Here is a 26433-nt window from a genome sequence, read left to right as displayed (position 1 = left end):
TCGGAGCCCCTGTCAGCCGACGTTCGCGACTCCACGTAGCTGGAGGTCCTCGGCGAAGTGGCACGCCGTGGTGTGGGTGTCGCCGATCGGACGCAACTCCGGCCGGCGTTCGACACAGGTGGGCTGGACGTAGCGGCAGCGGGTGTGGAACACACAGCCGGCGGGCGGGTTCGCCGGATCGGGAAACTCGTCCGACAACAGGATCCGCTCGCCGGTCTCGCGTAGTCGCGGGTCCGGCCGGGGCACGGCCGACAGGAGGGCCTCGGTGTAGGGATGCGTCGGGCCGGGGTAGAGCCGGTCGGTGTCCGCAAGTTCCACGATGCGGCCGAGGTACATCACGGCCACCCGGTTGCACAGGCTCTCCACCACCGACAGGTCGTGGGAGATGAACAGGTACGTGAGGTTGAACTCGTCCTGAAGATCCCGGAGCAGGTTGAGGATCTGCGCCCGCACCGACACGTCCAGCGCCGAGACCGCCTCGTCGGCGATGACCATCCGAGGCTCACAGATCAGGGCGCGCGCGATGTTGATCCGCTGGCGTTCGCCGCCGGAGAAGGCGTGCGGGTAGCGATGCATGTGCGCAGGCGACAACCCCACCCTGGACAGCATGTGCGCCACGCGGTCCTCGAGCTCGCTCCCCCGAACTCCGTGCCTGCGCAGCGGATCACCCACGATCTGCATGATCGTCATCCGTGGGTTGAGGGAGGAGAAGGGGTCCTGGAAGATGACCCGGATCTGCCGCTGGTAGGGACGCAGCTGCCGTTCGCCCAGCGTGGCCAGGTCGACCGTCGTGTCACCGTCGCGGAAGTAGATGCTGCCCGCGGTCGGTCGCTGGTCGCCCACGATGCAGCGGCCGAGGGTGGTCTTCCCACATCCCGACTCCCCGACGAGCCCAAGGACCTCGCCGGTTCTGATGGTGAGATCGACCTGGCTCACCGCGTGCACCTCACCGACCGAACGGGCGAAGAGCCCCCGCTTACGAATGGGGAACCGCACCGACAGGTCCTCGAGGCGCATGAGAACGTCGTCGTCGAGACGTGGCATGGGGCTGCTCACTCCTGCTCCTGGGGCTGGCTACGGGGGACCGGAGACCTCGACACCCAGATGCCCGGGCCCGCCGGACGCGCCGGCGTTCGCGCTCGCCATCGACTCGGGGTCGTGCAGGACGCAGCGGACCCGCGTGGAGTCCACGGTCACGAACGCCGGGTCCTTCACGTCGCACAGGCCAGGGATCGCCGAGTCGCACCGCGGGTGGAACGGGCAACCGGACGGCCGGTTCAGTGGGTGTGGCACCTGACCGCGGATGGATGCCATGCGCTGGCGACTTCCTCGGCCCATCGCGGGAATCGAGGCCAGCAGCGCCTTCGTGTAAGGATGTCGCGGCCGGTGGAAGATGTCGTCGACGGGACCCTGCTCGACGACCGTGCCGAGATACATGACCACGACCTCATCGGCGATCTCCGCCACCACGCCGAGGTCGTGGGTGATGAAGAGCATCGCCATTCCGTTGTCGGCCTGCAGCCTCCGCAACAACTCCAGGATGCGTGCCTGCGTCGTGACGTCGAGCGCGGTCGTGGGCTCGTCGGCGATCAGCAACCGAGGGTTGCACGCCAGCGCGATCGCGATCATGACTCGTTGGCACATGCCACCCGACATCTGGAACGGATACGCGTCCAGCCGCACCTCGGGCCGCGGAATGCCGACCCGCCGCAACAGCTCGACCGCCTCCTCGCGGGCCTGCGACCTGCTCACCCGACGGTGCAGCCGGATCGCCTCCACGATGTGCTGCGCCACCGTGTACATCGGCGACATCGAGGCCATCGGCTCCTGGAAGACCATCGCGATGTCGTTGCCTCGGATGTCACGAAGGGTGTCACTGCGCGGTCCGAGCGTGCTGAGGTCGATCCGACCGTCGCCGTTCTGGTCGGCCGGGACGCCTCTCCCTCGCCGATCGCGTCGTTCCGGATCCGCCGTACGCCGCCACCAGATCTTCCCGTCGACGACACGACCAGGCGGGTCGACCAGGCCGAGGATGGACCGAGCCGTGACGGACTTGCCGCAGCCCGACTCACCGACCACACACACCGTCTTTCCAGCCGGGACGGTCAGGCTCACGCCGTCCACCGAGCGCACCACTCCCTCCTTCAGGAAGAAGTGGGTGCGCAGGTCCTCCAGTTCGAGCAGAACCTCCGCCGTCATCGAAGGGTCTCCTAGCGTTTGTAGGGATCGGCCGCGTCACGCAGACCGTCGCCGACGAAGTTCAGGGCGAGGACAGCGACCACCACCGCCAGGCCGGGGATCAGAAGCCACGGTGCGGTCGAGACCACGCGGATGTTCTGTGCCTCCTGGAGCAACACGCCCCAGCTCACGACGGGCGCCTGCAACCCGAGTCCGAGGAAGCTGAGTGAGGTCTCGGCAAGGATCATGCCCGGAATGGAGAGCGTCAACGACGCCACCAGATGACTGGTGAACGAGGGCAGGATGTGACCGAAGATCACCCGCGGCCTGGTGTTGCCGTCCAGCTTCGCGGCGGTGACGAACATCTCCTCCCGCAGGGACAGGAAGCGCCCACGGGTGACCCGCGCCAGGTCCGTCCACGCGATCATCGCCAGGATGACCGTGATCGCGAAGTAGCGCCGGAGTGGACCCCAACCCGACGGCAGCGCTGCCGCGAGCCCGAGCCACAACGGCAGCGTCGGTATCGACATGAAGAACTCGACCACCCGTTGGATGATCGTGTCGACGCGGCCACCGAAGTATCCCGAGATGCCGCCGAGCAGGACGCCGAGGCCGAACGCGAACGCCACACCGATCAGGCCGATCGTCATCGAGACCCGGGTGCCGTGCACGAGTCGGGACAGCAGGTCCCTGCCGTTACGGTCACCGCCGATCAGGTACACCGGTTGGGACTTGTCGATCGGCCCGATCAGGTGCCGGTCGCCGGGGATCAGGCCCCAGAGGCGGTAGGGCTCGCCCTTCACGAAGAGCCCGACGGGTATCCGCCGGCTCTCGTCGACGTGGTAGGTCAACCGGAGCGTGTCGGGATCCGTCGTACGGGTGAACGGGTGAACGTAGAGTCCGACGAACCTCGTCTCGCCGTTCTCCTCCGCCATGACGTGCAGGCGCTGCGGTGGTGCGTAGGTGTACTGCGCCTCGGTGCGGGACGTCGGAAACGGTGCGAGGAACTCCGCGAACAGCGCCACCAGGTAGGTGAGCAGGAGCACCACCAGCCCGATCACGGCCAGCCGATGCCGGGAGAACGCCCACCAGACGAGCTTCCACTGACGAGCCGATCGCACGTCCTTGTGGGCGGCGAGCGTGACGTCGGTGGGAACGGGAGGTTCGGTCGCGTCCGCGGGTGGAAGTGTCGACTGCGCCATGGTCACAACCCCCTCATCGACCCTGCAGCCGGACCCGCGGGTCCAGCCACGCCAGCAGGATGTCGGAGATCAGCGTCCCGATCACGGTCAGCGCCGAGACGATCAGGATCACCGAGCCGGCGAGATACATGTCCTGGCTCGTGAGAGCGCCGAGCAGGAGCGGACCCGTCGTCGGCAGGGAGAGCACCTGGCCGACGATCACCTCGCCCGACACGAGCGCCGGCAGGATCCAGCCCACCGTCGAGATGAACGGATTCATGGCGACGCGGAGCGGATACTTGAGCAGCAGCGCCCACTCCCGCATGCCGCGTCCGCGTGCGGCCACGACGTACGGCTTGCGTAACTCATCCAGCAGGTTCGCCCGCAGGATCCGGATCAGTCCGGCCGTTCCGGCGGTGCCCAGCACGATCACCGGCACCCACAGATGGCTCAGCAGATCGAAGATCTTGCCGAGGTTCCAGGTCGCCTCGGCGAATCTGGAGGAGAACAGGCCGCCCACGGTCTGTCCGAAGTAGTGAAAGCCGATGTACATCAGCACCAGCGCGATCAGGAAGTGCGGGATCGCGAGGCCGAGGAACCCGATCGTGGTGAAGATGTAGTCGCCCGCCGAGTACTGCCTCACCGCGGAGTAGATGCCGATCGGGAACGCGATGATCCAGGTGAGCAACAGCGTGCTGACCGCCAACGCGATGGTCAGTGGGAGTCGTTGGGCCAGCAACTCCGACACAGGTCGGTTCCATTCGAAGGACTGGCCGAAGTCCCCGTGCAGGAGGATCGCGGAGATCCACTTGACGTACTGCGTGGCGACCGAGTCCCCCAGCCCGTAACGCTCCCGGAGGGCCGCGAGCTGGGCCTGGTCGAGCGTCTCCCCCTGCTGCCCCATCTTCGAGGCGAGGGTGGTGAGGAAGTCGCCCGGCGGTAGCTGAATGATCGCGAACGACACGATCGAGATCAAGAAGAGCGTGGCCACCATGTACACCACGCGTCTTGCCACGAACCCCAACATCGATGGTCGCTTCCTTCTGGTACGTGTCCTCCCGACTGTCCAGCCGGGCTTGCGGCACTACCGGGTCGGCACGAACTCCTGGACCTGGGCTCGTTTGACGAAGTCCGGGGTCAACTCGACGCCCCAGCCGGGAAGGCTTGACAGCGCGATCTCCCCGCCGACGACCTGGGGTACCGGGCCATAGATGTCACGGGACCAGGGATTGTCCTCAATTCCGTACTCCTGGTACTGCGAGCATGCCGGCATCGCGGCGGCCAGATGCACGGTGAACACCTGGAGCAGCGACTGGTTCGCGCAGTGCGGAGTGCAGGGAATCCCGGCCTCCTCCGCCATCCGGGCGACCCGGCGGGCTCGGCTGATACCGCCGACGTAGCCCACGTCCGGCTGCACGATGTCCACCGCACGCATCGCGATCATCCGCCGGAAGTGGGGAAGAACGTTGTCCTGTTCACCACCGGCTATCGGGATGTCGAGCGCGGCGGCCACCTCGGCGGTGTTCTCCAGCTCCGGATAGGGGCACGGCTCCTCGAAGTGGTGGTAGCCGTACTCCTCGAGCATCCGCCCCACCCGGATGGCACGGGAGACCGTGAAGCCGCTGTTGGCGTCGGCGTTGATCGCGACGTGGTCGCCGAGTTGTTCGCGGATGTGGGGAATGAGCCGCTCGGTGCGTCCGGGACTCGCGTCGGCGTCGCGGCCCATCCGGTCGCCGAGGCGGACCTTGACCGCACGGAAGCCCTTCTCCTCGATGAGCCGGCCCAGCCGATCGCCCTCGTCCTGGGGGCTGATCGCCCTGCTCATGCTGGAGGCGTACATGGGCACGGAGTCCCGTGCCTTGCCACCGAGCAGCTGGTAGACGGGTCGGCCCGTCGCCTTGCCCATGACGTCCCACAGGGCGGTCTCCATGCCACAGAGCGCGCGACACATGAAGCTGCCGAAGAACTTGTAGTGCGTCCGGACGAACTCCTCGGTCACCGACTCTGCGTCGAAGGGATCCGTGCCGAGGAAGAACGGCGCGACCATGGCGTGCAGCACGTGCGCGGAGATCTCGGCTCCCTGCGCGGCGGTCTGCCCGATCCCCTCCACACCGTCGTCCGTGCGGACCTTGACGACACACACCTGTGGTGTCGTGTACGTGACGATACTGTCGACCTTCACGAGGTGGCCGGTCCTTCCCCACCTGCGGTGGTCGACGTACGTGCGAGGAAGGCGGCGTCAAGGTCGGTTGCCGCCTGCCGCAGCCGGTCCGTCTCCGCCTGGGACCACGACGCGAGTTCGTCGACCGCCTGCTGGTGCTCGGTGAGCATCCGGGCGATCTCCTTCGGCTGGGGACCACCGACGCCGGTTCGACCGCGCACGAACTCGCCCGGGTCGACCGCGTGCAGATAGCTGGCGTGGTCGAGCGGGAACGCTTCGCCGGTGAGCTCGCCGTACAGCCGCGCAAGGTCGTCCTGCTCGACCTCGGCCGGTCCGATCAGGCGTTCCCGCCCGAGCTCGGTGACCTTCTTGGCGAACGCGTGTCCGACCCGGAACGGAACGCCGGCCTCCCGAAAGAGGGTGTCCGCGAGCTCGGTCATCGTGGAGTAGTCCGACTTCACCAGCCGTGCGAACGCGGCGGCGTCGACCACCAACCCGGCCATCAGGTCGGCGAGGGTGGAGTACATCTCACCAGCCAGGTCGGCGACCTCGAGGGTCTCGGTGAGCGCGATGCCGCGGACGTCGGCGATGTCGCCGAAGGGCGTGTTGTGGGAGACCACGACCACCTTGCCCGCCGCGCCGACCACCCTGCTCGAGACGTTGCGAAGGTGCTCGAGCACCTTTGGGTTGCGCTTCTGCGGCATGATGCTGCTGCCGCCGGTGAGCTCGTTGGAGACCGTCAGCCCCGGTGCCGGCGCGGCGTGTTGGGCAACCAGGTCCGAACAGAACCGGCCGACACCGATCGCCGAGGTGGCGAACACCTGGGCAAGCTCGACCTTCGTGTCCGCCGAAGCCACGCCGATACAGTCGTAGGAGTTCTCGCAGAGATCGGAGAAGCCGAGCAGCTCCGCGAGCCGATGGCGATTGAGTGGGAAGCCTGACGTCGCGAGCGCCCCGGCGCCGAGCGGGCTCTGGTCGATGCGGGCGTAGGCCTGCACCAGACGGGACGCGTCCCGTGCGAGTGACGCGTCCAGTGCCAACAGGTAGTGGCCGAGTGAGATGGGCTGGGCCTGGACGGCATGGGTGTACGACGCGATCACGACGTCGCCGTGTTCGCTCACCCGGTCCAGCAGGAGGCGCCGCGCCTTCACCAGCCCGGCGAGGGTCTGGAAGAACGCGTGCTTCAGCCACAGCCGCTCACGGGTCGCGCCGAGGTCGTTCCGGCTGCGGCCGAGGTGGAGGTTGGACCCCTCCGGCCCGACGATCCGTACGAGCTCGCTCTCGAAGGCGAGGTAGTCCCCCGCCGACCCCGGCCAGTCTGGCCCCAGAGTGGCGAGCGCGTCGGCGACGCGGCCCACCAGGTCCGGCTCGAGCAGGCCCTCCTCGTCCAACATGACGAGCTGAGCCTTGTTGAGTGTCACGAGTATCTGGCCATCACTGATGGCGGCGGACTCCACTGCACCTGCTCCTGTCATGAGGTTCGCTCCGAGAAGTACTGGCACGGCATCGAGGGGCCGGGCGTGGGATACCTCGACGCCTCCCACATGGTCTTCGGGACGTTGTGAAAGTCGTTGCGGACAATGCCGTAGGAGTCCGGCGGCAGGCTGATTCCCATCGTCCAGAACTCGTCGCGCGCGATCTCCACGATCTGGGCCATCACGCGGCCCTGCCCCTCCGGGTCCTTCTCCGCCTGCAGTTCGTTGCGGTAGAGCGACATCTGCCGTTGCATGGCCGGGGGCGGTGGCTCGCTCGGTTTGTCGTCGGCGTACCACCGGTACCACAGCGGCGCGTAGGAGGCGCCGGAAAGATAGGAGGGGAAGAAGTATCGCGGGTCGACGATGGCGTCGACGTATCCGTACTCGCCGGTGTCGACGGCGAGGTCGAAGTCGTTCGCCTCCACCCGACTGTCGAAGAGCGTGCCGTCCATGTTGGCCACCCGGAGCCGAATACCGATCTTCGCCCACTGGTCGACGATCAACTCGAGCGCATCGACCATTTCGAAGTATCGGTTCTGCGCCATCACCGTGAGCGCGATGGGCTTGCCGGCGCTGTCGAGCCGGATACCGCTACCGTCCCGCTCCGCGAAGCCTTCGTCGTCGAGGATCTGGTTCGCCTTCGCCGGGTCGTGTTCGGTGTACTGCTTCGCCATGTCCTTGGCCGGGTAGAAGGGGGCCTCGGGCCGCGGTGCCGTCTGCCAGGGCTCGCCCTGCCCCTTGAAGACGATGTCGATGATCTGTTGGCGGTCGATGCCGTGCGAGAGCGCGATCCGGAAGTTCTTGTTCTGCAGCATCCGCCGGCGCACCGGGTCGGCGTGCGTGAGGTTCGGGCAGATCACCATCGTGTTCATGCTGGCCGTCGGCATGTTGATGAGGGAGAAGTTTCCCTTCTCCCGGTTGTCGGCCAGGACCGGCTTGTTCCGGGAGATGTTGATTTGCCTGCTGTGGTAGTCGAACCGTCCGTTGGAAGCCTGGAGCAGGATCGCTTCCTCTTCGCTGAAGATGTTGTAGACCAGGTTGTCCAGATACGGGAGCTGACTGCCGTCAGGATCGACCTTGAAGTAGTAGGGGTTGCGCTCGAACGCCATCCGGTTGCCATCGCTGATGGTGTTCTTCGGCAGCCAGGCATGGAGTCTGGGGCGCTCCACGTTGTTCCACGGATCGAGCTTGCGCAGGAACAGCTCCGACCAGTCCGGCGCCTTCTCCTTGGCGACCAGGTCGGCGATGTTCGGGTTGTGATCCTTGTGGAACTGCGACATGTAGTGCTTGGGAACGAAGTCGAAGCCCGTGTCGTAGGTCGCGAGCCACTGGAGGAACAGGCCGTTGGGATGCTTGAACGTAAACCGCACCGTCGTCGCGTCCGGCGCGTCGACGACGACCGGCTGCTCTCTGGTCTGCAGATACAGCGGCTTGGCGGGCGTGAGGGTGGCGTTGGAGAAGATGGCCTCGTACCAGAACATGACGTCGTCGGAGGTGAACGGTTTACCGTCCGACCACTTCATGCCCTCGCGCAGCTTGAACGTGTACACCTTTGCGTCAGCTGACACTTCATAGGATTCGGCAACGTTGGGAACGATCTCCTTCCAGCCGAGATCCCAGTGAACAATACGGTCGTAGGCGACCGTGCGACCGAGCCACGCGGTGTCGGCGGCGCCGAGCAGGGCGGTTTCCCAGGTCCCTCCGTACTTTCCGATTCGATCGATCGGCTGAACGACCAGCGGAGTCTTGGGCAGGCGGTCCTTGACCGCCGGCAAGCCTCCGCTGCGGACCCGCTCGGCGAGCATGGGAGCCTCGTCGCCCTTTGCTCCCGTCGGCTTCACCGCCTTCTGCCCGCCCGGGTCGGTGGACAGGAAACTGCAACCGGCGAGCAGGGTCGCACCCATCGCAGCGCCTGAGAGTTTCAGGAATTCTTTTCGTGAGACGTTCCGGTGCACTGCAGTCCTCCCCCAAATCCGGATGCTCTCAGCGGCGCGCTCCGCAGGGAGGCGCGCTCGAAAGGGCTGATTTAGATTCCGGATGGTGAAATCTGAGTTCCAGTGATGCGAGGGTACGACCGGCCCCGAACGGTGTCAACCGCCGCGTACAGGAGATCTCACGCAACGTGGCGTTGCTTCTCGTTCCGGCCATGCCTGTCTGGCCCGCGGTGTTCTCCGGAATGAGGACGGAGGACGGCCACGCGGCCTTGACGCGGCGTGTGAGACCGTCAGGCATGATCAACGCCAGCGGGGTACGTATCAGGTGGAGGGACATCCCTCCCGACGTCCAGGAAGGCATCGAGAAGGTCATCGGCGGTCGGGTCGTCGAGGCCGTGTCGCAGAGCGGCGGCTTCTCACCCGGCACAGCGGATCGCGTCCGTACCGACGACGCCAGCCGGGTCTTCGTCAAGGCGGTCAACGCCGCGTTGAACGAGCACTCCCCCGGGCTCCACCGTCGCGAAGCGCAAGTTACCGCCCGGTTGCCGGTCGGCACGCCGGCGACTCAGCTACTCGGCGTCTACGACGACGGCGACTGGGTGGCACTGGTGCTCGCCGACGTCGACGGCCGGCACCCGAGGGCCCCTTGGGACGCCGGGGAGATCGCCGGCGTTCTCGCGACACTGGAGTCGCTGGCCGGCCACCTCACTCCGTGCCCTATCGAGTCCGTCCCTCTCCTGCCCGATGAGGTTCGGAAAGACTTCGCCGGCTGGATCCGCCTTCACGAGGATCCATGGGCAGAGCTTCCCGAGCCCGCGGCCTCCCACCTCAGCGAACTTGTCGACCTCAGCGCCCCGAGCGCGGATCTGCTGGCGGGAGACACGCTCGTCCACACGGATGTCCGCGCGGACAATCTCCTCGTCCGACCGGACGGAAGCGTCGTCCTCGTCGACTGGCCGAGGGCGTCCCGCGGATGCGACTGGGCCGACTCGCTCCTGCTCCTCGTGAACGTCGAACTGTACGGCGGCCACGACGTCGAGGCACTCCTCGCGGCGAGCGACCTGCTCGCCCGGGTACCAGCCGGGCACATCAACGCGGTCCTCGCAGGGCTCTGCGGCTACTTCTACGACATCACTCGGCGGCCGCCGGCACCGGGGCTGCCGACGGTGCGGCAGTTCCAGCGCGACCAGGGCGATGCCGTACTCCGCTGGCTCGCGCGCCGGTTGCACTGGTAGGGACTGCTGCCCAAGGGAACGGCGTTCCCTACGGGTACGCACATCGGCGCGGCGAGGACCTCTACGACAGGGTCGTCGTACCCGAACGACTTACCCGTCCCGGAACGGCGGAGGCGAACAGCGACGCCCGCGGCTGAAGGACGCGCTGGGCGAGGACGCCGAACACCAGTCCGAACCGTCGCGGCCGGCGAGCCGGATGCCGTCGCGGCATGGCTTGGCTCTCCCGCGGCGGCGCCGCACGGCGGTGAGTCCGTCCTCGACCTGATCGCCCGAGCCGGCGACTGGCTCGAGAACCTCCGTGGCGGGCCGCGCCGCGTACTCGCCGTCTCCCACGCCGCAGTCATCCGGGCCGCGATCGTGCACGCGATCCGCGCCACGCCTGAGTCGTACTGGCGGGTCAACGTCGCACCGCTGACCCGCACGGTACTGACCGGTGAAGCGGGCCGATGGAACCTCCGCTCGATCGGGCACCCGCTCAGCTGAGCGCAACCCAGCCTTGACAAGCTTCCAGCTGGCCGGCGAACAGACGAGGAGCCTTACCGGACAGGCGTCAGGCTCCGCGGCATGGTCAGTCCAGGTAGCCCCACGCCCTGGCGATCGGGCGTAGTTGCTCGGGGACGTCGGCCGGATCGGGGAGCTCCCGGCCCGGCTGCACCCGCCCGGAGCGGATCTTGAGCGTCCAGTCACCGATGCCGGCGCGGAACGTGCCGTGCTGGCTTCTGCCGTACTCCAACATCCGCGGATCCCAACGGACCGAGACGTACTGGCACACCTGACGGGTCACCGTCGCCGGATCGGCGACCAGATCCTCGTACCGCACCACCAGACCGGGCACGGACTTCCGCGCCTCCTCGACGCCCTCCAGGTAGGTCAGTGCCTCCCGGATCGTCGACGTGAGCTCGCGGTCGGGCCTGGTCTCCATGAGGGACGCCACGATCGACGCGGGATGGCGCAGCAGGAAGATGAACCGCGCGTCAGGCCACCCGGCCACCAACCGCTCGTGGAACGTCGCGTTCCCCGGCGTCTTGTCGATGAGGACCCGCTTCCCGCTCGCCACCAGCTCGCGGTGCATGATCCGGTCCCACAGGACGTACTCGAGCTCGTCCTGGTCCAGCCCGAGCTCCTTCATGGACAGCTCGGCGTAGTGACGCTCGAACGCCACACGCACGAAGCGCAGGTGCAGCTCGTGCGGAGCGCAGATGTCGGGGTGGCTGTTCAGCAACACCCGTAACAACGTCGACCCGGACCGGACCGGACAGATCACGAAGACCGGCGAACGGACCGACCGCGCGTCGGCCGCGATCCTTCGTCGCGCGGCTCGCCATCGAGCCGGACGCCGCGCGGCCCGCCGAACCCGCCGCACCTCACGAAGCAGCCTGGGATGCCCAGACAGCTGTTGCTTCACTGTGGCTCGAAGTCGCGGAGTCATGAAGACCACCGGGCTCCGTATGGATAACCGCACGTCATGGTAAATGGATCGTAAACGAGGAGAGCTAAGAGTTTCCTGAACGGTCGCGTCCGGATCCTGCCGACCACCGTCCGCCGCCAGACGTGTACAACGAGATCGCAAACAGCCCGGACGCGTCCCTCCAGCCTTCGCCGCAGGCGCCGGCTCCGCGGTCGACGACGCGGCCGCGGAGCCACCCGGACTCAGCTCGTGAGCAGCACCAGCTTGCCCTGAACGTGACCGGCCTCACTGTCCCAGTGCGCGCTCGCCGCCTCCGCCAGGGAGTACGTGCGGGCGATCGGCAGGATGAGCTTGCCCGTGGCGACCAGGGCCACCGCGTCGGCGAGGCTTCCCGGCACCTCGTCCGGTCCCCCGAACGTGAAGCGCACCCCCAGGTCGGCGGCCGCGCCGTCGGCGATGGTCACCACCCGCTCGGGTCCGCCCGTCAGGTCGACCAGCGTCGCGAGCGACCCTCGCCCCGAAGCGTCCACGGCGGCGTCGACACCCTGCGGGGCGACCGCGCGGACACGGTCGGCGAGCCCGTCGCCGTACGTCACGGGGATCGCACCGAGTGACCGGAGATAGTCGTGGTTGCGTTCGCTGGCCGTCCCGATGACGGTGAGCCCCCGATGCCTGGCCACCTGGACCGCGACGGTACCCACACCTCCCGCCGCACCGTCGATCAGCACGGTCTCGCCGGGAGTGAGGTCGAGGAGCGCGAAGACCCGGTACGTCGTGGTCGCGGCCACCGACAGGCCGCCGGCGACCTCCCAGGACACTTCGGAGGGCTTGGCGGTGATCTTCTCGACCGGGGCCACCGCGACTTCGGCGTAGCTGCCGGAACTGGCGGCGCCGAGCACCTCGTCACCCACCGCGTACTCCGTGACGCCCTCGCCGACCTCCTCGACGACACCGGCCACGTCGACGCCCGGAACGGACGGGAAGCCGCCCGCCGGTACCAACGGCATCACACCGCTGCGGACCTTCCAGTCGATGGGGTTCACGCCGGCCGCGCGGACGGCGATCCGCACCTCCCCCGGGCCTGGCCGCGGAGCGTCACGTTCGACGATGCGCAGAACGTCAGGATCTCCGTACTCCGAGAACACGACGGCTCGGTAGGTGTCTGCCATGGGTACCTCTCCTGCTCGAGTTGCCAAACCTTCGACAGGGCAACGTGGGGAAGGGCGGCGTCATTCCGGAGCGTTCGGTGACGCCCCGACCAGGGGTGAAGAAGCTCGAACGCCGGTTCGAACGGCGACCATGGCAAGGCTGGCTTGCGCCGACGCGGACGAGCGTCCTTCACGCCTTGTTCCGGGGGCACCGGTGTGGTTGGTTGGACCTGTGGGTGGAAGCCTCGGCTGAGAGGACAGAGGATTGCCGGACGCTATGCCGTTGCTCACGTTTCCGACGTGGGAGATCGCCCGTCCCGCACACGCCCTCACCGAAGCCCACGTGGCCATCCGGGCCCTGGCTCCACTCGACCCGGCCCGAATGTCCCTCCCGCAGGCGGCCGAACTGGTCCGGGCCTACCGAGCCACTCGAAACGCCCTGCACACCGTCCTCGGCTGCGACGGCTTCGCCCTGAGTTTCTCGTGGTCCTGGACACCGTTCGGCGATGGCATCGGTGAGCCGGCACCTGAGTGGGAAGGCGCAGTCCTGCACGTCTTCGGTCGCGGTCCCGGCGAGCGGACCAAGCCGGTGCGGGCGATGGCACTGCCCGCGCGCGAGCGTCCCACCCCGCTGCCCGCGGACGAGGAGTCCAGCCTGGCCAAGCGTCTCGAGACGGTCCTCGCGACCATCGAGACGTCGACGCCCTTCACTCCAACGATGCGCGCGGCTGCTTCGGCCGAGTGCGACGGTTGCCTCCCGGAAGTCGAACGAGACCAGGAAGTGTGGCGGGCGCAGGGGGTACGGGTGCTGCGTCCCCGCGATCCGCTGGTCGAGGCGAACGTTCTGGTGCTGCCGCTGCGCCATGTGGCGAGTGTGGGATCACTTCGCCCGGACGAGATCGTGTCGTACGCGGCCAGGCTCCACGAGGTTCGGGTCGACTTAGGGAGGCGCTTTCGATCGACCGGCCTGAGCTGCTTCGTCAACGACGGTGCGCGAGCCGGCCAGACGACACCGCACGCGCACGTGCATGTTGTCGGGCGCTCGCGCGAGGAGCCGGCGAACCCGTTCGAGATTCTTGGGCGGCGAATCGGCATCCGGGCCCAAGGGTAGGTCGACCGGCCGGTGAAGCGTGTCCGCGCCGTGCCGAGCGTTCAGGACTCGGCTTCGCCGTGACGGACGTCCTCGCTGTTGGTGAGGACCGGCCCGGCCCAGCGCAGGTCCGGCAGGTTGACGACGATCGCTTCCTGCGTCGTCCGCGCGATCACCGCGACCGCCTCCTGCTCCGGGTCGGGATTCTCCTCCCGATGCGGCACGAACGGCGGGACGTAGATGTAGTCGCCGGGGTTGGTGACGATCCGGACCTCGCGAGGTTCGTCCTCCTCGATATCGAGGAAGACGAACTCCGGATGGCCGCTGACCACGAAGATCGCGGTTTCGGAGTGACCGTGGTGATGGTTCGCGGAACTCGTCGCCGCCCCGACGTGGGCCTGCCCCATCCAGAGCTGACGCGAGCCGACGGTCGTACCGCTGATGGCCTCCATCCGGCGCATGCCCGCGCTCTGGGCAGTGCTTTCCGACAGGGCGGCCGGCGCGATGTGGTGCAGCTTGCGGTGGAACGCGTCCTCGGGGACGCGTAGGCCCGACTCGGTGCGGCGATAACGGCCGGCGTCCGCCGGCAGGTCTGGCTGGGTCACGTGCGTGCTCCCGGCGCGGGCACCGTCCCGGGCCCCGCGGCGAGCGCGGGTGCGGCCTCGGGGTTCACGTCGTCACACGCGCACAGGCCCGGCGGGTGCCGATGGGGTGCCTGGGGCGGTGTGTCGCAGGCGCACAGGCCTGGCGGGTGCCGATGACTCATGGTTCCTCGCTCTCGCCGCGGCGGACGACGCCGCACTGCCCGCGCAGTCTACGGCCCGGCGCCGTCCCGGACCCGCGTCAGTTCTTCCTCGCGAGAACGTGAAGCGCCTTCCAGGACCTGGACCGAACCTCGCCCGACAGCGGGGTGCGCACGGTTGAATGCACGCGACCCCTCGTCACGACCTCACGGGAGAGCCCGGCATGAAGCTCAACACCAGCGTGACCCACCGTCTCTCCGCCCTCGGCATCGCGTTCGCCGCCTGCGTCACCCTGAGCGGAGCCGCCCAGGCTCCGGCGGCGGCCAACAACGCCGTCGCGGGCGCCACGGTCGCGTCCGGCCGAGACGTCGGTGAACGCGTCACCCTCCTCGTCGACGGTGCCGTGAACCAGCCTGGCCAGCTCAGCGTCGCCGACCTCGCCCGGCTACCGCGGCAGCGGGTCACCGTGACCTTCCAGTCCGGCTCCGGTTCGCAGACCCACACCTACACAGGTCCGCTCCTCGTGGACGTCCTCGACAAGGTCCAGCCGCGCTTCGATCCCGCCGTCAAGAACGACAAGCTTCGCCACGTCGTCACCGCGACCGGCAGCGACGGCTATCGGGCCGCCGTGGCGTGGGGCGAGATCGACGCCGACTTCGAGGCGAAGAGCGTCCTGGTCGCCCTCACCGAGGACGGCCGGCCCGCCGCTGACGGCAGGCCGCGCCTCGTCGTACCCGGCGATCTGCACGGCGGACGGTACGTCTCCGGTCTCGTCCAACTTCACCTCGACGCGGCCGGCGACTGAGTGGTTTCCGGAGCCGCGTCGAACCCGCCGTGCGGCACCTGGGACCGCAGGTAAGGCACGCTGCGGAGTCAGCCGCGCTGCGTCGGCTCACCCCGCCTCGTGGTGGCGCACGGAACGACGGTCGGTCAGCTGCTCTCGAGCCGGCGCAGGTCAGCGCCGTCGGTGAAGCGGGCCACCGCGTCGAAGTCCAGTCGTAGGCCAAGGCCCGGGCCGTTCGGGATCGACAGCATGCCGTCGGCGTCGAGCTTCCACGGCTCGGCGACGATCTCGTCGATGTAGGGCGAGCCGGTCTTGTACTCCACCAGGTCGACCTCGGCCAACCCCGAGGCGAGCTGGAGGTCGGCCGCCAGGCCGACCGCGGTGTTCCACCCGTGCGGGATGAACCGTACGCCGTGATCCTGTGCGGCGTAGGCGATCCGGCGGGACTCCGACAGACCGCCGACCTTCGTCGTGTCCGGCTGCACGATGTCGAACGAGCCGGCCTGGAAGAACGGCAGGAACGCCTGCCGCCTGGTCAGCACCTCACCACCGGAGATCGGGAGCGGCGCCTCGCGGCGCAGCAGGGCGAAGTCCTCGACGGCGTCGGGGTCGAGCGCCTCCTCGAACCACGCCACGGCGTAGCCGGCGAGCATGTGGGAGGTACGCAGCGCCCACTTGTAGTCGCCCCGCCAGTCGGCGTCGCTCCCTCCGGCGTCGACGGCGAGCAGGGCGTCCGGTCCCACCGCCTCACGGGCCGCCGCGACGATCCGCTCGTCCTCGGCAGCGCTCACCCGACCGAACGGGCCCCAGCCGATCTTGTACGCCCGAAAGCCCTCGCCACGCAGCTCGGCGAGCTCCTCCGCCAACCTTGCGGGCTCGTCCATCAGCACAGAGGCGTATGGCATCACCCGGTCGCGGTAGCGCCCACCGAGGAGCCGGCCCACCGGCTGTCCGGTCGCCTGCCCGAACAGGTCCCACAGCGCGATGTCGATCCCGCTGATCGTGTGGGTGATGGAGCCGCCACGGCCCATCCAGAAGGTGTTCTGATGGAGCTTCTCGGACACGCGTTCGGGCTCGAGGGCGTTCTCGTTCAGGCACAGGGGTTCCAGGACGGCCAGGGCACCGCGAACCAGCGACTCGTGGGTGAAGACGCTGCCGATCCCGATCAGCCCCTCGTCGGTGTGCACCGCCACCAGGGTGTGCACCACGTCGTCCGGGCGGAGCTCCTCACTCCATCCGCCGGCCGGTGTGCCACCGCGCAGTCCCGCGACGCGGATGCCGCGAATCCTCATCGGTCCCCTCTCCTGTTTCCGGGCTTACTCGTCAGTGCTGGCGCGCCAGGTAGCGGCCCGGCGTGGCTTCGGTGTGTGAGCCTTCGTCGACGACCAGTGTGCCGTTGACGACGACGTACGGCACCCCGACCGGATAGGCGTGCGGGGCGCGTGTGGTCGCTGTCTCGCGAAGTCGGGGCAGGTCGAAGACGACGATGTCCGCGAACGAACCGGTCCGGAGTCGGCCACGCCCGGGCAGCCCGAAGTGGTCCGCCACCATGGCCGTCATCTTGTGGACCGCCGTCTCCAGCGTCAACGTTCCCTTGTCACGGACATGGTGGGTCAGGTAGTGCACGTGACCGGCGAAGAAGAGCGGGTGCCGCGACCGCGCCGCGAGTGGCCCGTCGATCCGGCTGGTGTAGGCGTCGACGCCGAGGCAGAACAGCGGATGCCTGATCGCCTCCCCGACATGCTCGTCGGTGAAGAGTCGCGCGAGCAACTGGACGTGCGCCAGGTCGGGTCCGGCCGCGGCGAGGACGTCGAAGTAGGCGTCCCACTCGTCGCCTCCGAGCCGGCGCGCGATCTCCGGGAAGCTCAGCCCTTCGAGTTCAGGTGTCGCCGGGCTGGCCTGCAGGGTGACCCGGTCCCACTGGCCACGGTGGACGAATCGCCAGTAGCGGTCGCAGTCGTGCCGCAGCCGCCGCCGTACGTCGGGATCACCGAGGAGCGCGGCCGCCTCGGCCGGGCCGTCGGCGAGCAGCCAGGGAGGCAGCAGACCGGTGGCCATGCCGATGCCGTCGGCGTAGGGCGTCATGTCGGCGAGGACGTCGGTTCCCCCGCTCCGCTCGGCGACGAGACGCTCGACGGCGCGTCCCCACGCGTCCGGCCCCGCACCGGTGTCGTGCCGGACGTTGAGGTGCGACAGTTGCGCGCGCCCACCCGCTGCCCTCGCGACGGTGAAGAACTCCTCCACCGCGTCGCCGAGGGCGGCGTCCCGGTTGCGGATGTGACTCGCGTACCGGCCCCCTCGGGTCCGCAGGACAGCGGCGAGCGCGACCAGTTCGTCGGTGCCGGCCGAACGTCCCGAGCCGTACTCCAGACCGCTCGACATCCCCAGCGCGCCCGCGTCCATCGCCTCGGCGAGCAACTCGGCCATCGCCGCGAGTTGCTCGGCGGTGGGAGTCCCCGTCCCGACGCCGGCGGCGTCGCGGAGCGCGCTGTGGCCGACGTACCAGGCGAGGTTCTGGGACGTGCGGATGCTCGCGACCCGGTCCAGCAGGTCGCCGAAGCTCCTCCAGTCCACCGGTCCGTCGTAGCCGAACCCCCGCAGCGCAGCCGCCGCGGCGATCCGCGACGCCGGCCCCAGCGGTGCGTAGGTGACACCGCAGTTCCCGACGACCTCGGTCGTGACGCCCTGGCGGATCGTGCTCTGCGCGGTGGGGTTGCCGAGGATCGACCAGTCGCTGTGGCTGTGCGGGTCGATCAGCCCCGGGCAGACCGTGAGACCGGTGGCGTCGATGCGTCGGTGCGCGCCGGCGTGCGGGAGCGGGCCGACCGCGACGACCCGATCTCCGCGGACACCGACGTCGGCCGGGTACGCCGGACGCCCGTCGCCGTCCACGACCAGTCCGCCGGCGACGAGCAGGTCAAGCATCCGCGCCCGCCGGTCGCCGTAGCAGCGCCGACACCCGCGGCAGCACCTGCGCGGGTGGTCCGGACAGCCGGCACTCCATCGCCATCCAGCCGTCGTACCCGATCTCCTCCAGAGCGTCCAGGCTGCGGGCCCAGTCGTAGTGGCCCGCTCCGGGCTCCAGGCGGTTGGTGTCGCCGAGTTGGAGATGACGCAGGTGCGGCGCGACGTCGCGCAGGGCCTGCGCCGGGTCGGACTCCTCGATGCTCATGTGGAAGAAGTCGCCGATCAACGCCACGCTCGCGAGGCCCACCTCGCGCACCAGGCCGGCGCCCGCGGCGAGGGTGTTGACCATGTGGTCCTCGTACCGGTTCAGCGGTTCCAGCAGGACCACCGCGCCGACGTCCCGGGCGTGTTCTCCGAGTGCGGTCAGCTCCTCCAGCAGGATCTCGCGGTCCTGCTCCGCCGTGCGCGGAGGTTCGAACGGCGGGAGCCGGAGGGAGAACATGCCGTACGACGCCGGCGTGACGGCTCCGAACCCACCCGCCTCGACGATGACGGAGAGCAGGATCTTCATCTGCTCCCGCGCGTCCTTACGCCGGGCCGCGTCGAAGTCGCCGATGAAGTGGTCCATCATCACGCAGACCGTCGGCATGACGACGCCGGCCGCACGGGCGGCGCGGACCTCCTCGACCCGGGCGCCGAACCATCCCTTACCGGCGCCCCGCAGCTCGACACCGTCGAACCCGCATGCCTGCGCGAAGCGGAACTTCTCCACCAGGGTCGCGCCCTCGAGCATGTGCTCCTGCGCGGCGAGTCTGATCGTCACGGGTTCGATCCTCTCTCCATCTCCAGAACGACCTGGACGGCCTGCTCCGGTGTCGTGTCGAGCAGCTCGAACGCCTTGGCCGCGTCGCTGAAGGGCAGCACGTGACTGACGAGCGGACGTACCTGAAGCCGGCCCGCGACCGCGAGGTCGATCGCCGTACGCGCGACACGGTGGGGATTCCAGCGGTAGGACAACGCGGGCGCGACGCCGGAGATCTGGGAGCAGACCACCTGCACGCGGTTGTGATGGAACTCCTCGCCCAGCAGGAGCCCCTGCCCTTCGCCCTGGAAGAAGCCCGCGGCGACGACGCGCGCGGAGTACGCGGTCGAACGGATCGCCTCGTGCAGCGCGGGATACCTGCCGCTCACCTCGAGCGAGACGTCCGCGCCGCGGCCCTGCGTCAGCTCGTGGACGCGTTCGGCGACCGACCCTTCGCGGGCGTCGAGCACCTCCTCGGCGCCGAGCGATCGGGCGAGCTCGAGCCGACCGGGGATCGCGTCGACCCCGATGACACGCGCACCGTTGAGTCGGGCCAGTTGCGCGGCGATCTGGCCGGGAACGCCCAGGCCGAACACCGCGACGGTCTCGCCGATGTGGATGTCGGCGTCGAGGACGACGTTGAGAGCGATCGCGCCGATCTGGGAGAAGATCCCGAGCATCGGGTCGGCATCAGGGTCGAGGATCCGGTCGGCGGCGTACTCCGCGCTCCGCACGCAGCTCGTCCGGTGTCCCCAGGTGCCCCAGACCACCTGCCCCGCGCGAACCGACGTCACCTCCGCACCGGTCTCGACGACCTCGCCGACCTCTTCGTACCCCCATCCGTCGAGCGGGTACTCCCGGCTCGTCGACCCGGGTACGAACAGGCGCTGGTCGTCGTCCCAACGCTTGGTGAGGTAGGGGTTGGAGCCACGGTAGGCGGTGAGTTCGGTACCCGCCGAGATGCCGGAGTAGAGGGTGCGCAGCCGGACCTCGTCCGGGCCGAGCGGAGGATCGTCCTCGGTGACGATCGAGGCGGTGCGTGGTGCCTCGAAGCGCACGACCTTGCCCATGGATGGTCACTCCCTTCCTTGGCGGACGGCGGGGTCGGCCGGACTGTCGTCCGGCGTCGGCTCGCGGTGACTCACCCCTTGACCGAGCCGGCGATGAATCCACGGATGACCTGGCGTTGGGCGGCGACGAACAACGCCATGACCGGCAGGATGGTGATCAGGGTGCCGGCGGCGAGCGGGCCCACCTCGATCGTGCGGCCACTCGCGAACAGGTACAGGCCCGCGGTCAGCGGCGTGTAGTCGCCACCGGGGAGATAGAGCAGGGGTACCAGGAAGTTGTTCCAGTTCTGCAGGAACGTGAACACCGCCAGGGCGCCCGCACCGGACCGCACCAGCGGAGTCATGACGTACCAGAAGATCCGCCATTCGCTGGCGCCGTCCACCCGCGCCGCCTGCTCGAGTTCGTCGGGCAGGTCGACGAAGAACGAGCGCATGAAGAAGGTGCCGAACGACAGTCCCGTCGAGACGAGCACGAGTTGGACGCCGATCAGCGTGTCGAGCAGGCCGATGTCGCGCAACTGGAAGTACAGCGGGATCATGAACGTGAAGAACGGGACCAGCAGGCCGAGCACGACCGCGTAGAAGGCGATGCCCCGGCCGGGAAACGGGCACCGGGCGAACGCGTATCCGGCGGCGGTCGACAGCGCGACGACCACGACGGTGGTCGGCACCGACAACAACACGCTGTTCCACAGGAAGGCTCCGAACCTTCCGTCGGTCCAGGCGACGACGAAGTTCTGGAAGCTGAACGATCCGAACAGCCCGAACGGGTCGGTGCGCACGTCGATCGCGCTCTTCAACGCGGTCGACACGACCAGGACGACCGGAAAGAGGGAGATCGCGGCGAAGACCAGGAGGACCGCGTGCTTGCCGATCCCCACCGACAGCCGGTCACCGGGCCGCCGGGACACGCCGGCATCTCCGGTCCTCGTGGCGGACCGGGAGAGCCCGGTGGTCACCGAAGCGCTCATCGCCTCACCCCTCACCGATCCGAGAGCCGACGCTGGACGTGGTTCAACAGCACGACGATCGGCACCGACAGGACGGTGATGAGCAGCGCGAGCGCCGTTCCGTACCCGATCTTGTTGAGCTGGAAGGCGTTTTCGTAGGCGTAGGTTCCGAGGACGGACGTGGCGTTGCCGGGACCGCCACCGGTCATGATGAAGACGATGTCGAAGACGCTGATGCCACCCACCAGCGTGATCGTGGTGACCATCAGGAAGACCGGCATGATCTGCGGCATGATCACGTACCACAGCCGCTGCAGCGATCCGGCGCCGTCCAACCGGGCCGCGTCCACCTGGTCCAGGTCGACGTTCTGCAGGGCGGCCAGGAAGATCACCACGACGAAGCCGAACGTCGCCCAGATGGCGGCGGCGAGAACGGCGTACAGCGCGCTTCCCGGCTCCCCCAGCCAGCCGCGCGCGAACTCCTCCAGACCGACGTAGCCGAGCAACCGGTTGAGCCAGCCGTTCACGGGGTCGTAGATCCAGCCCCAGACGATGCCGATGGCCACCCCGGGCAGGACGAACGGCAGGAAGAACACCAGCCGGTAGAGCAGCACCGCGCTCACACCCGTCCAGAGAATGACGGCGAGCACGAGCCCGACGATCAGCGGCGCCGCGGTGCCGATCACCACCCAGATCGCGTTGTTGCCAAGGGCGTGGAGGACCTCGGGGTCGGTGGCCATCGCGGTGAAGTTGCTCAGGCCGACGAACGGCGCCTGCACCGTGGTGCCGTTCCAGGACGTGAGCGAGAAGTAGATGGAGCTGGCGAGGGGGAAGAGGAAGAAGACGACCGTCAGGACGAGGGTCGGCGCGACGAGGAGGATGCCGAGCCAGGCCTTCGCGTTCCTGGTCGCGCGAACTCCCACCGCGGATGCCGAAGCCATCGATCACTCACCAGCCGTGGGTGGCTCGAACGCTTCCTGCAGTTCGTCCGCGACCTGCCGCGGTGTCTTCGTCCCGACCAGGACCGACTGGAGTCCCTCCCACATCGCCTTGTTGAACTCGTCGTTGGTCAGGACGTCGATGTTGAAGCCGAACTCGCCTTCCCCGGAGGAGATCTTGGCCGTGTCCGCGAGAATCTGGCCGAACAGGGGCTCGGTGTCGGCACCCTGCACGTCGACGGGAAACGCCGGGATCGTGTGGTACTTCTCCACCTGCCACCTGCCGTGTTCCGCGCTGACCAGGTAGTCGAGGAGTTTCACCGCCGCATCGGGATGGCGGGTCTTCGCCGACACGAAGGTTCCACCACCGAGGCCACCGGCGAAGATGCCCTTTCCGTCGGGCGCCGGGAAGGGAAAGAAGCCGACCTCGAACTTCACGGTGCTCTGGATGTCGCGTACCAGCCAGGTGCCGGTCGGGGTCATCGCCGCCTTGCCGGAGTAGAACAACGCGTTGGCGTTGTCACCGGTGATCGCGTTGGGCGACTTCGGTAGGTAGCCGGCCTTCTGGTACTGGTCGAAGAAGAGGCTGATCGCGTCCACGACCTCCGGATCCGCCCACGACTTCCTCCCGGCCAGCAGATCCTCCATACCGGCCTGGCCCACGGCACTGCTGAGCGCCATCGACAGGATGTGGCCGCCCTGCCATCCCTCCTTGTTGCCGAAGCTCAACGGTGTGACGCCGTTGCTCTTCAGGGTGTCCGCGATCCGGGCGAAGTCGGCGAGATCCTTCGGTGGCGCCAAGGAGTACTTGTCGAAGATGTCCTTGTTGTAGTAGACACCGACCTCCTCGACCTGGTCCGGAACGCCGAGGATCTTTCCGTCGAAGGTCACCCGCTGCTTGGCCCAGTCGTAGATCTTCCAGCCGTTCTTCTCGTACGCACCGGTCAGGTCGTAGAGGAGGCCGGCATCGGCCAGGACTCCGGCGAACCCTGGGCCGGTGTCGTAGCCGAAGACGTCCGGTCCACTGCCACTGCGCAACTGGGTCTGCAGGACTGTTCGGACGCTGTCGGGATTGATCGTCTTGAGCTCGACGGTGATGCCGGAGTTCTTGGCCTCGAAACTGTCGATGTCCTGCTCGATCAGTTTGGCGTCGGAGGGATTCTCGGGCTGCCCGACGAGATAGGTGATGGTCACCGATCCACTGTCGGGGCCGTCGTCGGCCGCTGTCGGGGTTCCTCCACCCGTACACGAAGCGAGGGAGAGTGCTCCGACCGCCACAGCAACGGCGACCTTACGTATCCCTGCGGCTTTCCGTGGCACGGTCATCGGTCGACTCCTCGTTGTCGGCACCACCGAGAAGATTCGATGCGACGTCCCCGAGCATCGCACTGGAACACTTCCCATCCCTCGTGAAAGGAGGGGTAGGGATCGCTGCCAATCCGCGTGAATGTGATCTGTGATGCGTTTGGATGATGGAGCCGAAACGAAGCCCCGTCAAGGGTTGCGTCTGATTGGTCTGAGCGATTTACTTCGTCGACATGGCGCTGAAGGCGATCGACCTCGGTGAGGAGTCCGGGTCGCTCGCCGACGCGGTGGCCGGGCGACTCCGCGAGCTCATCCACAGCGGTCGTTGGCCGCCCGGCTTCAAACTGCCGACCGAGCGCCAGCTCATCGAGCAGCTGGAGGTCTCCAGGTCTCCCCTGCGGGAGGCACTGAAGATGCTCGAGTCGGCGGGTCTCATCCATGCCCACGTGGGCCGCGGCCGGTTCGTCCAGGGGCAGCTCAGCGCACAGGCGAGCCTGTCTCTCGTCCGCACCTGGCTCCAGGCACATCGCCGCGACCTCGAACACCTCAACCAGATCCGGTGCGCCATCGAGCCGGCGGCCGTCCGCCTGATTCCGCGGGCGGCGCTCCCCTCACTCGTCGAGGAGCTCCGCGCCGGCGTCGAGGAAGCCGCACTCGCCTGCGCGCGCGGTGACGCGATCCGGATGTCGCGACTGGACCGGGACTTCCACGCGACGATCTGCGAGGCGGCTTCCAATCCGCCGATGGTGGCCATGGCCGTCGGCCTGATCGAGGCCACCATGCCCTTCGGCCAGCGGGTCTATGCCATCCCCGAGGCCGCGCGCAACTCCCTCGCCGACCACACGGCGATCACCAACGCCCTGGCGGCCGGCGACCTCCGGCTGGCTCGGCGGCTGGTCGAACGCCACCACCGGCTCGCGTTCAAGGTGGCGCTGACCCATCGTGTCGAGGGCGAGGGCGAGGGCGAGGGCGACCAGCCAGGAACGGAGGACGCCTCCCGACCTACGCCCGCCGCTTCAGGCGCAGCAGGTACTCCTTACGGTTGAGCGGGTTGTGGTCGGATCGCTGCCGGCTCGGTACCTCACCGCGCACGGGTTGGTAGTGGGAGAACGCGCACTCGAGCACGCCTTCGCCGCGGGTCAGCGACGGGAGCTGTTGCTGGAGTTCGTAGACCCTGGCCGCCGGGATCTCGCCTTCGATGGTGGCCGACGACCCGCGCAGCGCGGCCGGGTTCGACACCGCCCGCAACCGCAACAGGACGGGCAGGACCGCGCCGAGGGTGTCGTCGGGAGCCTCGAGGGTGAACCGATGGACCGGCTCATAGACCTGGGTGCCGGCCTCCTTCAGCGCGCCGATCACGACCAGCGGCGTGAGGTTGCGGAAGTCGCCCGCGCTGCTGGAGATGCTGGGATCGAACGTCGTACCCCGCTTGCCCTGCCGTGGGACGTAACCGGAGTAGGTCAGGGTGACCACGCAGTCCAGGACCTCCCATCCGTGCAGGCCCTGGTGCAGCGTCTCGCGCACGGTGTTCTCGATCGCCTTCAGGAACGCCGGCGGCAACGAACCGAGTTCGATCTCGAGCCGGAACTCGATGCCGCTGCCGATGGGAGCGGGATCGATGCGCAGCCCGACCCCGGCGAGGAACGGATTGGGATCACCGTCCAGGGTCGGCAGGATGGTCTGGTGGGTGCTCGCGTCCCGACCCGCCCCGAGCCGCTCGACAGCCGTTCCGGTTCCGGTCGGGCGTTCGACGCAGATCGTCGTCGTCTCGCGGAACGTGACGTCGATGCCGAAGTCGGTCGTCAGCGTCGCCTGGATGACCTCCTTCTGCACCTCACCGTAGAGCGACACGAAGATCTCCTGCCGCTCGTCGTCCTGGCGCAGGTTGATCAGCGGGTCCTGTTCGGCGAGTTGGGCGAGGGCGACGTGCAACGCGCCCTTGTCACTCGGACTGGTCGGTACGACGACGGTCTCGAGGGTCGGCGGGGCGAAGTGGTGCGCGTCCGAAGGCGCGAGTGAGACACCAACCGCGTCACCGATCTGGATGCCGCCAAGGCCCCAGAGCTTGCCGATCTGCCCGGCCGAGACCGACGGCCGCGACGGCGCCGACCCACGGTCGAACACACTGATGGCGGTGATCTTTCCTTCGGTGTCTCCGGGCAGGCGAATGCGTTCGCGCGTGTGGATGGTGCCCCCGAACATCCGCACGTAGGCGATCTTCTCCCCCGCCGAACCGCGTTCGACCTTGAAGACGGTGCCCGACGCCGGCCCGTCGACCCTCCCGTCGGCCGCGGGCAGCAGCCTGGTGATGCCCGCGATGAGGGGTTCGACACCGGCACCGGTGATCGCCGAGCCGATGAACACCGGATGCACCAACGCCCGGCCGGTCTGCGCCGCGAGGGCGTCGTACACCTGGTGGTAGGGCACGGTTGCCGGGTCGTCGACGTACGCGGCGAGCAGAGCGTCGTCCTGGTCGGCCAGGACCTCGGTGAGCCGAGCGGTGTGGGACGCGTCGGTCGTCGCGAAAGGCGTGAAACGCGCACCCCGGGTGCCGAGTTCGGTGGCCGACCCCATCGGGACGATCGCCGGGGTGAGCTTCTCGGAGATCTCCCGCAGCACCCGGGTGCAGTCGGCGCCGCCACGGTCGATCTTGTTGACGAACAGGAGCGTCGGAATGCGCAGTCGTTGCAACGTCCGCATCAGGACGCGGGTCTGGGCCTGCACACCCTCGACGGCGGAGATCACCAGAGCGGCGCCGTCGAGCACGCTCAAGACGCGTTCCACCTCGGCGATGAAGTCGGGGTGGCCGGGTGTGTCGATCAGGTTGACGGTGACGTCGTCGATGACGAACGACACGACCGCGGACTTGATCGTGATGCCGCGTTGGCGTTCCAACGCGAGAGAGTCGGTCTGGGTGTTTCCGTCGTCGACGCTGCCGACCTCGTCGATGACACCGGCGGTGTGGAGCAGCCGCTCGGTCAGGCTTGTCTTACCGGCGTCGACGTGCGCCAGAATTCCCAGGTTCACCATGCTCACGAAGCGTCATGTCCTCTAGATAGGTGGCGATTACCTTCTGGATGGACACAAGCGCTCGACGCATTTCTCTCTCCCGGGTAGGCGGCTG

General features: G+C 68.2%; 23 protein-coding genes. 5 read left to right on the top strand and 18 right to left on the bottom strand.

All coding sequences use genetic code 11. The features are described from left to right. Positions 1-12: 12 nt before the first annotated feature. The 7 genes from HEB94_RS29540 to HEB94_RS29510 form a co-directional block, all read right to left on the bottom strand. The gene (locus tag HEB94_RS29540) at positions 13-1056 is read right to left on the bottom strand and encodes an ABC transporter ATP-binding protein (RefSeq protein ID WP_337918044.1); all 1044 of its coding nucleotides are present in this window, start codon (positions 1054-1056) and stop codon (positions 13-15) included. An 18-nt stretch (positions 1057-1074) separates the two neighbouring features. Next, complete coding sequence (locus HEB94_RS29535) at positions 1075-2199, bottom strand: ABC transporter ATP-binding protein (protein ID WP_192752909.1); 1125 nt, start codon at positions 2197-2199, stop codon at positions 1075-1077. An 11-nt stretch (positions 2200-2210) separates the two neighbouring features. After that, the gene (locus tag HEB94_RS29530; RefSeq protein ID WP_192752908.1) at positions 2211-3380 is read right to left on the bottom strand and encodes an ABC transporter permease; all 1170 of its coding nucleotides are present in this window, start codon (positions 3378-3380) and stop codon (positions 2211-2213) included. A 13-nt stretch (positions 3381-3393) separates the two neighbouring features. Continuing rightward, positions 3394-4374, bottom strand: a complete 981-nt coding sequence (locus tag HEB94_RS29525) for an ABC transporter permease (protein WP_337918043.1) — start codon at positions 4372-4374, stop codon at positions 3394-3396. 69 nt (positions 4375-4443) lie between these two features. Further along, on the bottom strand, positions 4444-5541 hold the full coding sequence (locus HEB94_RS51270) for an enolase C-terminal domain-like protein (RefSeq protein WP_192752906.1): 1098 nt from the start codon (positions 5539-5541) through the stop codon (positions 4444-4446). Next, complete coding sequence (locus HEB94_RS29515; RefSeq protein WP_192752905.1) at positions 5538-6995, bottom strand: argininosuccinate lyase; 1458 nt, start codon at positions 6993-6995, stop codon at positions 5538-5540. Before HEB94_RS29515 ends, HEB94_RS51270 begins: the two co-directional genes overlap by 4 nt. Continuing rightward, entirely contained in the window at positions 6992-8899 is a 1908-nt protein-coding gene (locus HEB94_RS29510) for an ABC transporter substrate-binding protein (RefSeq protein ID WP_192752904.1), read from the bottom strand. Before HEB94_RS29510 ends, HEB94_RS29515 begins: the two co-directional genes overlap by 4 nt. A gap of 326 nt (positions 8900-9225) precedes the next feature. Between HEB94_RS29510 and HEB94_RS29505 the strand changes: the two genes are divergently transcribed. Next, positions 9226-10164 carry a phosphotransferase gene (locus HEB94_RS29505; protein WP_192752903.1) on the top strand — a complete coding sequence of 313 codons (939 nt, stop codon included), beginning with the start codon at positions 9226-9228 and terminating at the stop codon, positions 10162-10164. A 3-nt stretch (positions 10165-10167) separates the two neighbouring features. After that, positions 10168-10647, top strand: coding sequence for a histidine phosphatase family protein (locus HEB94_RS54845; RefSeq protein ID WP_192756743.1), 480 nt, complete (start codon positions 10168-10170; stop codon positions 10645-10647). A gap of 85 nt (positions 10648-10732) precedes the next feature. Here HEB94_RS54845 and HEB94_RS29495 read toward each other — a convergent pair whose 3' ends face one another. Next, the gene (locus tag HEB94_RS29495; RefSeq protein WP_337918042.1) at positions 10733-11428 is read right to left on the bottom strand and encodes a sulfotransferase family protein; all 696 of its coding nucleotides are present in this window, start codon (positions 11426-11428) and stop codon (positions 10733-10735) included. A gap of 386 nt (positions 11429-11814) precedes the next feature. Continuing rightward, on the bottom strand, positions 11815-12741 hold the full coding sequence (locus HEB94_RS29490) for an NADP-dependent oxidoreductase (RefSeq protein ID WP_192752901.1): 927 nt from the start codon (positions 12739-12741) through the stop codon (positions 11815-11817). Positions 12742-12997: 256 nt separating this feature from the next. Here HEB94_RS29490 and HEB94_RS29485 point away from each other — a divergent pair, with 256 nt between their 5' ends. Next, positions 12998-13831 carry an HIT family protein gene (locus HEB94_RS29485; protein WP_192752900.1) on the top strand — a complete coding sequence of 278 codons (834 nt, stop codon included), beginning with the start codon at positions 12998-13000 and terminating at the stop codon, positions 13829-13831. Positions 13832-13872: 41 nt separating this feature from the next. Here HEB94_RS29485 and HEB94_RS29480 read toward each other — a convergent pair whose 3' ends face one another. Then, positions 13873-14415 carry a cupin domain-containing protein gene (locus tag HEB94_RS29480; RefSeq protein WP_337918041.1) on the bottom strand — a complete coding sequence of 181 codons (543 nt, stop codon included), beginning with the start codon at positions 14413-14415 and terminating at the stop codon, positions 13873-13875. Positions 14416-14776: 361 nt separating this feature from the next. Between HEB94_RS29480 and HEB94_RS29475 the strand changes: the two genes are divergently transcribed. Next, positions 14777-15358, top strand: a complete 582-nt coding sequence (locus HEB94_RS29475) for a molybdopterin-dependent oxidoreductase (RefSeq protein ID WP_192752899.1) — start codon at positions 14777-14779, stop codon at positions 15356-15358. A 125-nt stretch (positions 15359-15483) separates the two neighbouring features. Here the strand turns inward: HEB94_RS29475 and HEB94_RS29470 are convergent, their stop codons facing one another. From HEB94_RS29470 to HEB94_RS29440, 7 genes are all read right to left on the bottom strand, one after another. After that, positions 15484-16629 (bottom strand): mandelate racemase/muconate lactonizing enzyme family protein, encoded by a 1146-nt coding sequence (locus HEB94_RS29470; RefSeq protein WP_192752898.1) that lies wholly within the window; start codon positions 16627-16629, stop codon positions 15484-15486. Between the two features lie 31 nt (positions 16630-16660). After that, complete coding sequence (locus HEB94_RS29465; protein ID WP_192752897.1) at positions 16661-18262, bottom strand: N-acyl-D-amino-acid deacylase family protein; 1602 nt, start codon at positions 18260-18262, stop codon at positions 16661-16663. Beyond that, positions 18255-19067, bottom strand: coding sequence for a sugar phosphate isomerase/epimerase family protein (locus tag HEB94_RS29460; protein WP_337918040.1), 813 nt, complete (start codon positions 19065-19067; stop codon positions 18255-18257). Before HEB94_RS29460 ends, HEB94_RS29465 begins: the two co-directional genes overlap by 8 nt. Continuing rightward, positions 19064-20116 carry a zinc-binding dehydrogenase gene (locus HEB94_RS29455; RefSeq protein ID WP_192752896.1) on the bottom strand — a complete coding sequence of 351 codons (1053 nt, stop codon included), beginning with the start codon at positions 20114-20116 and terminating at the stop codon, positions 19064-19066. The genes HEB94_RS29460 and HEB94_RS29455 overlap by 4 nt, the downstream gene beginning before the upstream one ends. Before the next feature lie 71 nt (positions 20117-20187). After that, on the bottom strand, positions 20188-21087 hold the full coding sequence (locus HEB94_RS29450) for a carbohydrate ABC transporter permease (protein WP_192752895.1): 900 nt from the start codon (positions 21085-21087) through the stop codon (positions 20188-20190). A gap of 11 nt (positions 21088-21098) precedes the next feature. Continuing rightward, the gene (locus HEB94_RS29445) at positions 21099-22007 is read right to left on the bottom strand and encodes a carbohydrate ABC transporter permease (RefSeq protein ID WP_192752894.1); all 909 of its coding nucleotides are present in this window, start codon (positions 22005-22007) and stop codon (positions 21099-21101) included. A gap of 3 nt (positions 22008-22010) precedes the next feature. Beyond that, positions 22011-23198, bottom strand: a complete 1188-nt coding sequence (locus HEB94_RS29440; protein ID WP_192752893.1) for an extracellular solute-binding protein — start codon at positions 23196-23198, stop codon at positions 22011-22013. A gap of 344 nt (positions 23199-23542) precedes the next feature. Between HEB94_RS29440 and HEB94_RS29435 the strand changes: the two genes are divergently transcribed. Beyond that, entirely contained in the window at positions 23543-24355 is an 813-nt protein-coding gene (locus tag HEB94_RS29435) for a FadR/GntR family transcriptional regulator (protein ID WP_192752892.1), read from the top strand. Here HEB94_RS29435 and HEB94_RS29430 read toward each other — a convergent pair. Beyond that, on the bottom strand, positions 24312-26339 hold the full coding sequence (locus HEB94_RS29430) for an elongation factor G (RefSeq protein ID WP_202897470.1): 2028 nt from the start codon (positions 26337-26339) through the stop codon (positions 24312-24314). The two genes, HEB94_RS29435 and HEB94_RS29430, sit on opposite strands and share 44 nt — an antisense overlap. Positions 26340-26433: the final 94 nt, after the last annotated feature.

This window comes from Actinopolymorpha pittospori (assembly GCF_014873875.1).
GTDB classification, from domain to species: Bacteria; Actinomycetota; Actinomycetes; order Propionibacteriales; family Actinopolymorphaceae; genus Actinopolymorpha; species Actinopolymorpha pittospori.
The sequence above is the reverse complement of the archived record's forward strand: the minus strand, read 5'-3'. Positions and strand labels throughout refer to the sequence as shown.

Bases quoted from the DNA above. Each gene is read 5' to 3' on its own strand.
- HEB94_RS29535 (WP_192752909.1), bottom strand. From the start codon at position 2,199: ATGACGGCGGAGGTTCTGCTCGAACTGGAGGACCTGCGCACCCACTTC.
- HEB94_RS29530 (WP_192752908.1), bottom strand. From the start codon at position 3,380: ATGGCGCAGTCGACACTTCCACCCGCGGACGCGACCGAACCTCCCGTT.
- HEB94_RS29515 (WP_192752905.1), bottom strand. From the start codon at position 6,995: ATGACAGGAGCAGGTGCAGTGGAGTCCGCCGCCATCAGTGATGGCCAG.
- HEB94_RS29510 (WP_192752904.1), bottom strand. From the start codon at position 8,899: ATGGGTGCGACCCTGCTCGCCGGTTGCAGTTTCCTGTCCACCGACCCG.
- HEB94_RS29505 (WP_192752903.1), top strand. From the start codon at position 9,226: ATGATCAACGCCAGCGGGGTACGTATCAGGTGGAGGGACATCCCTCCC.
- HEB94_RS29490 (WP_192752901.1), bottom strand. From the start codon at position 12,741: ATGGCAGACACCTACCGAGCCGTCGTGTTCTCGGAGTACGGAGATCCT.
- HEB94_RS29485 (WP_192752900.1), top strand. From the start codon at position 12,998: ATGCCGTTGCTCACGTTTCCGACGTGGGAGATCGCCCGTCCCGCACAC.
- HEB94_RS29475 (WP_192752899.1), top strand. From the start codon at position 14,777: ATGAAGCTCAACACCAGCGTGACCCACCGTCTCTCCGCCCTCGGCATC.
- HEB94_RS29470 (WP_192752898.1), bottom strand. From the start codon at position 16,629: ATGAGGATTCGCGGCATCCGCGTCGCGGGACTGCGCGGTGGCACACCG.
- HEB94_RS29465 (WP_192752897.1), bottom strand. From the start codon at position 18,262: ATGCTTGACCTGCTCGTCGCCGGCGGACTGGTCGTGGACGGCGACGGG.
- HEB94_RS29455 (WP_192752896.1), bottom strand. From the start codon at position 20,116: ATGGGCAAGGTCGTGCGCTTCGAGGCACCACGCACCGCCTCGATCGTC.
- HEB94_RS29450 (WP_192752895.1), bottom strand. From the start codon at position 21,087: ATGAGCGCTTCGGTGACCACCGGGCTCTCCCGGTCCGCCACGAGGACC.
- HEB94_RS29445 (WP_192752894.1), bottom strand. From the start codon at position 22,007: ATGGCTTCGGCATCCGCGGTGGGAGTTCGCGCGACCAGGAACGCGAAG.
- HEB94_RS29435 (WP_192752892.1), top strand. From the start codon at position 23,543: ATGGCGCTGAAGGCGATCGACCTCGGTGAGGAGTCCGGGTCGCTCGCC.
- HEB94_RS29430 (WP_202897470.1), bottom strand. From the start codon at position 26,339: ATGGTGAACCTGGGAATTCTGGCGCACGTCGACGCCGGTAAGACAAGC.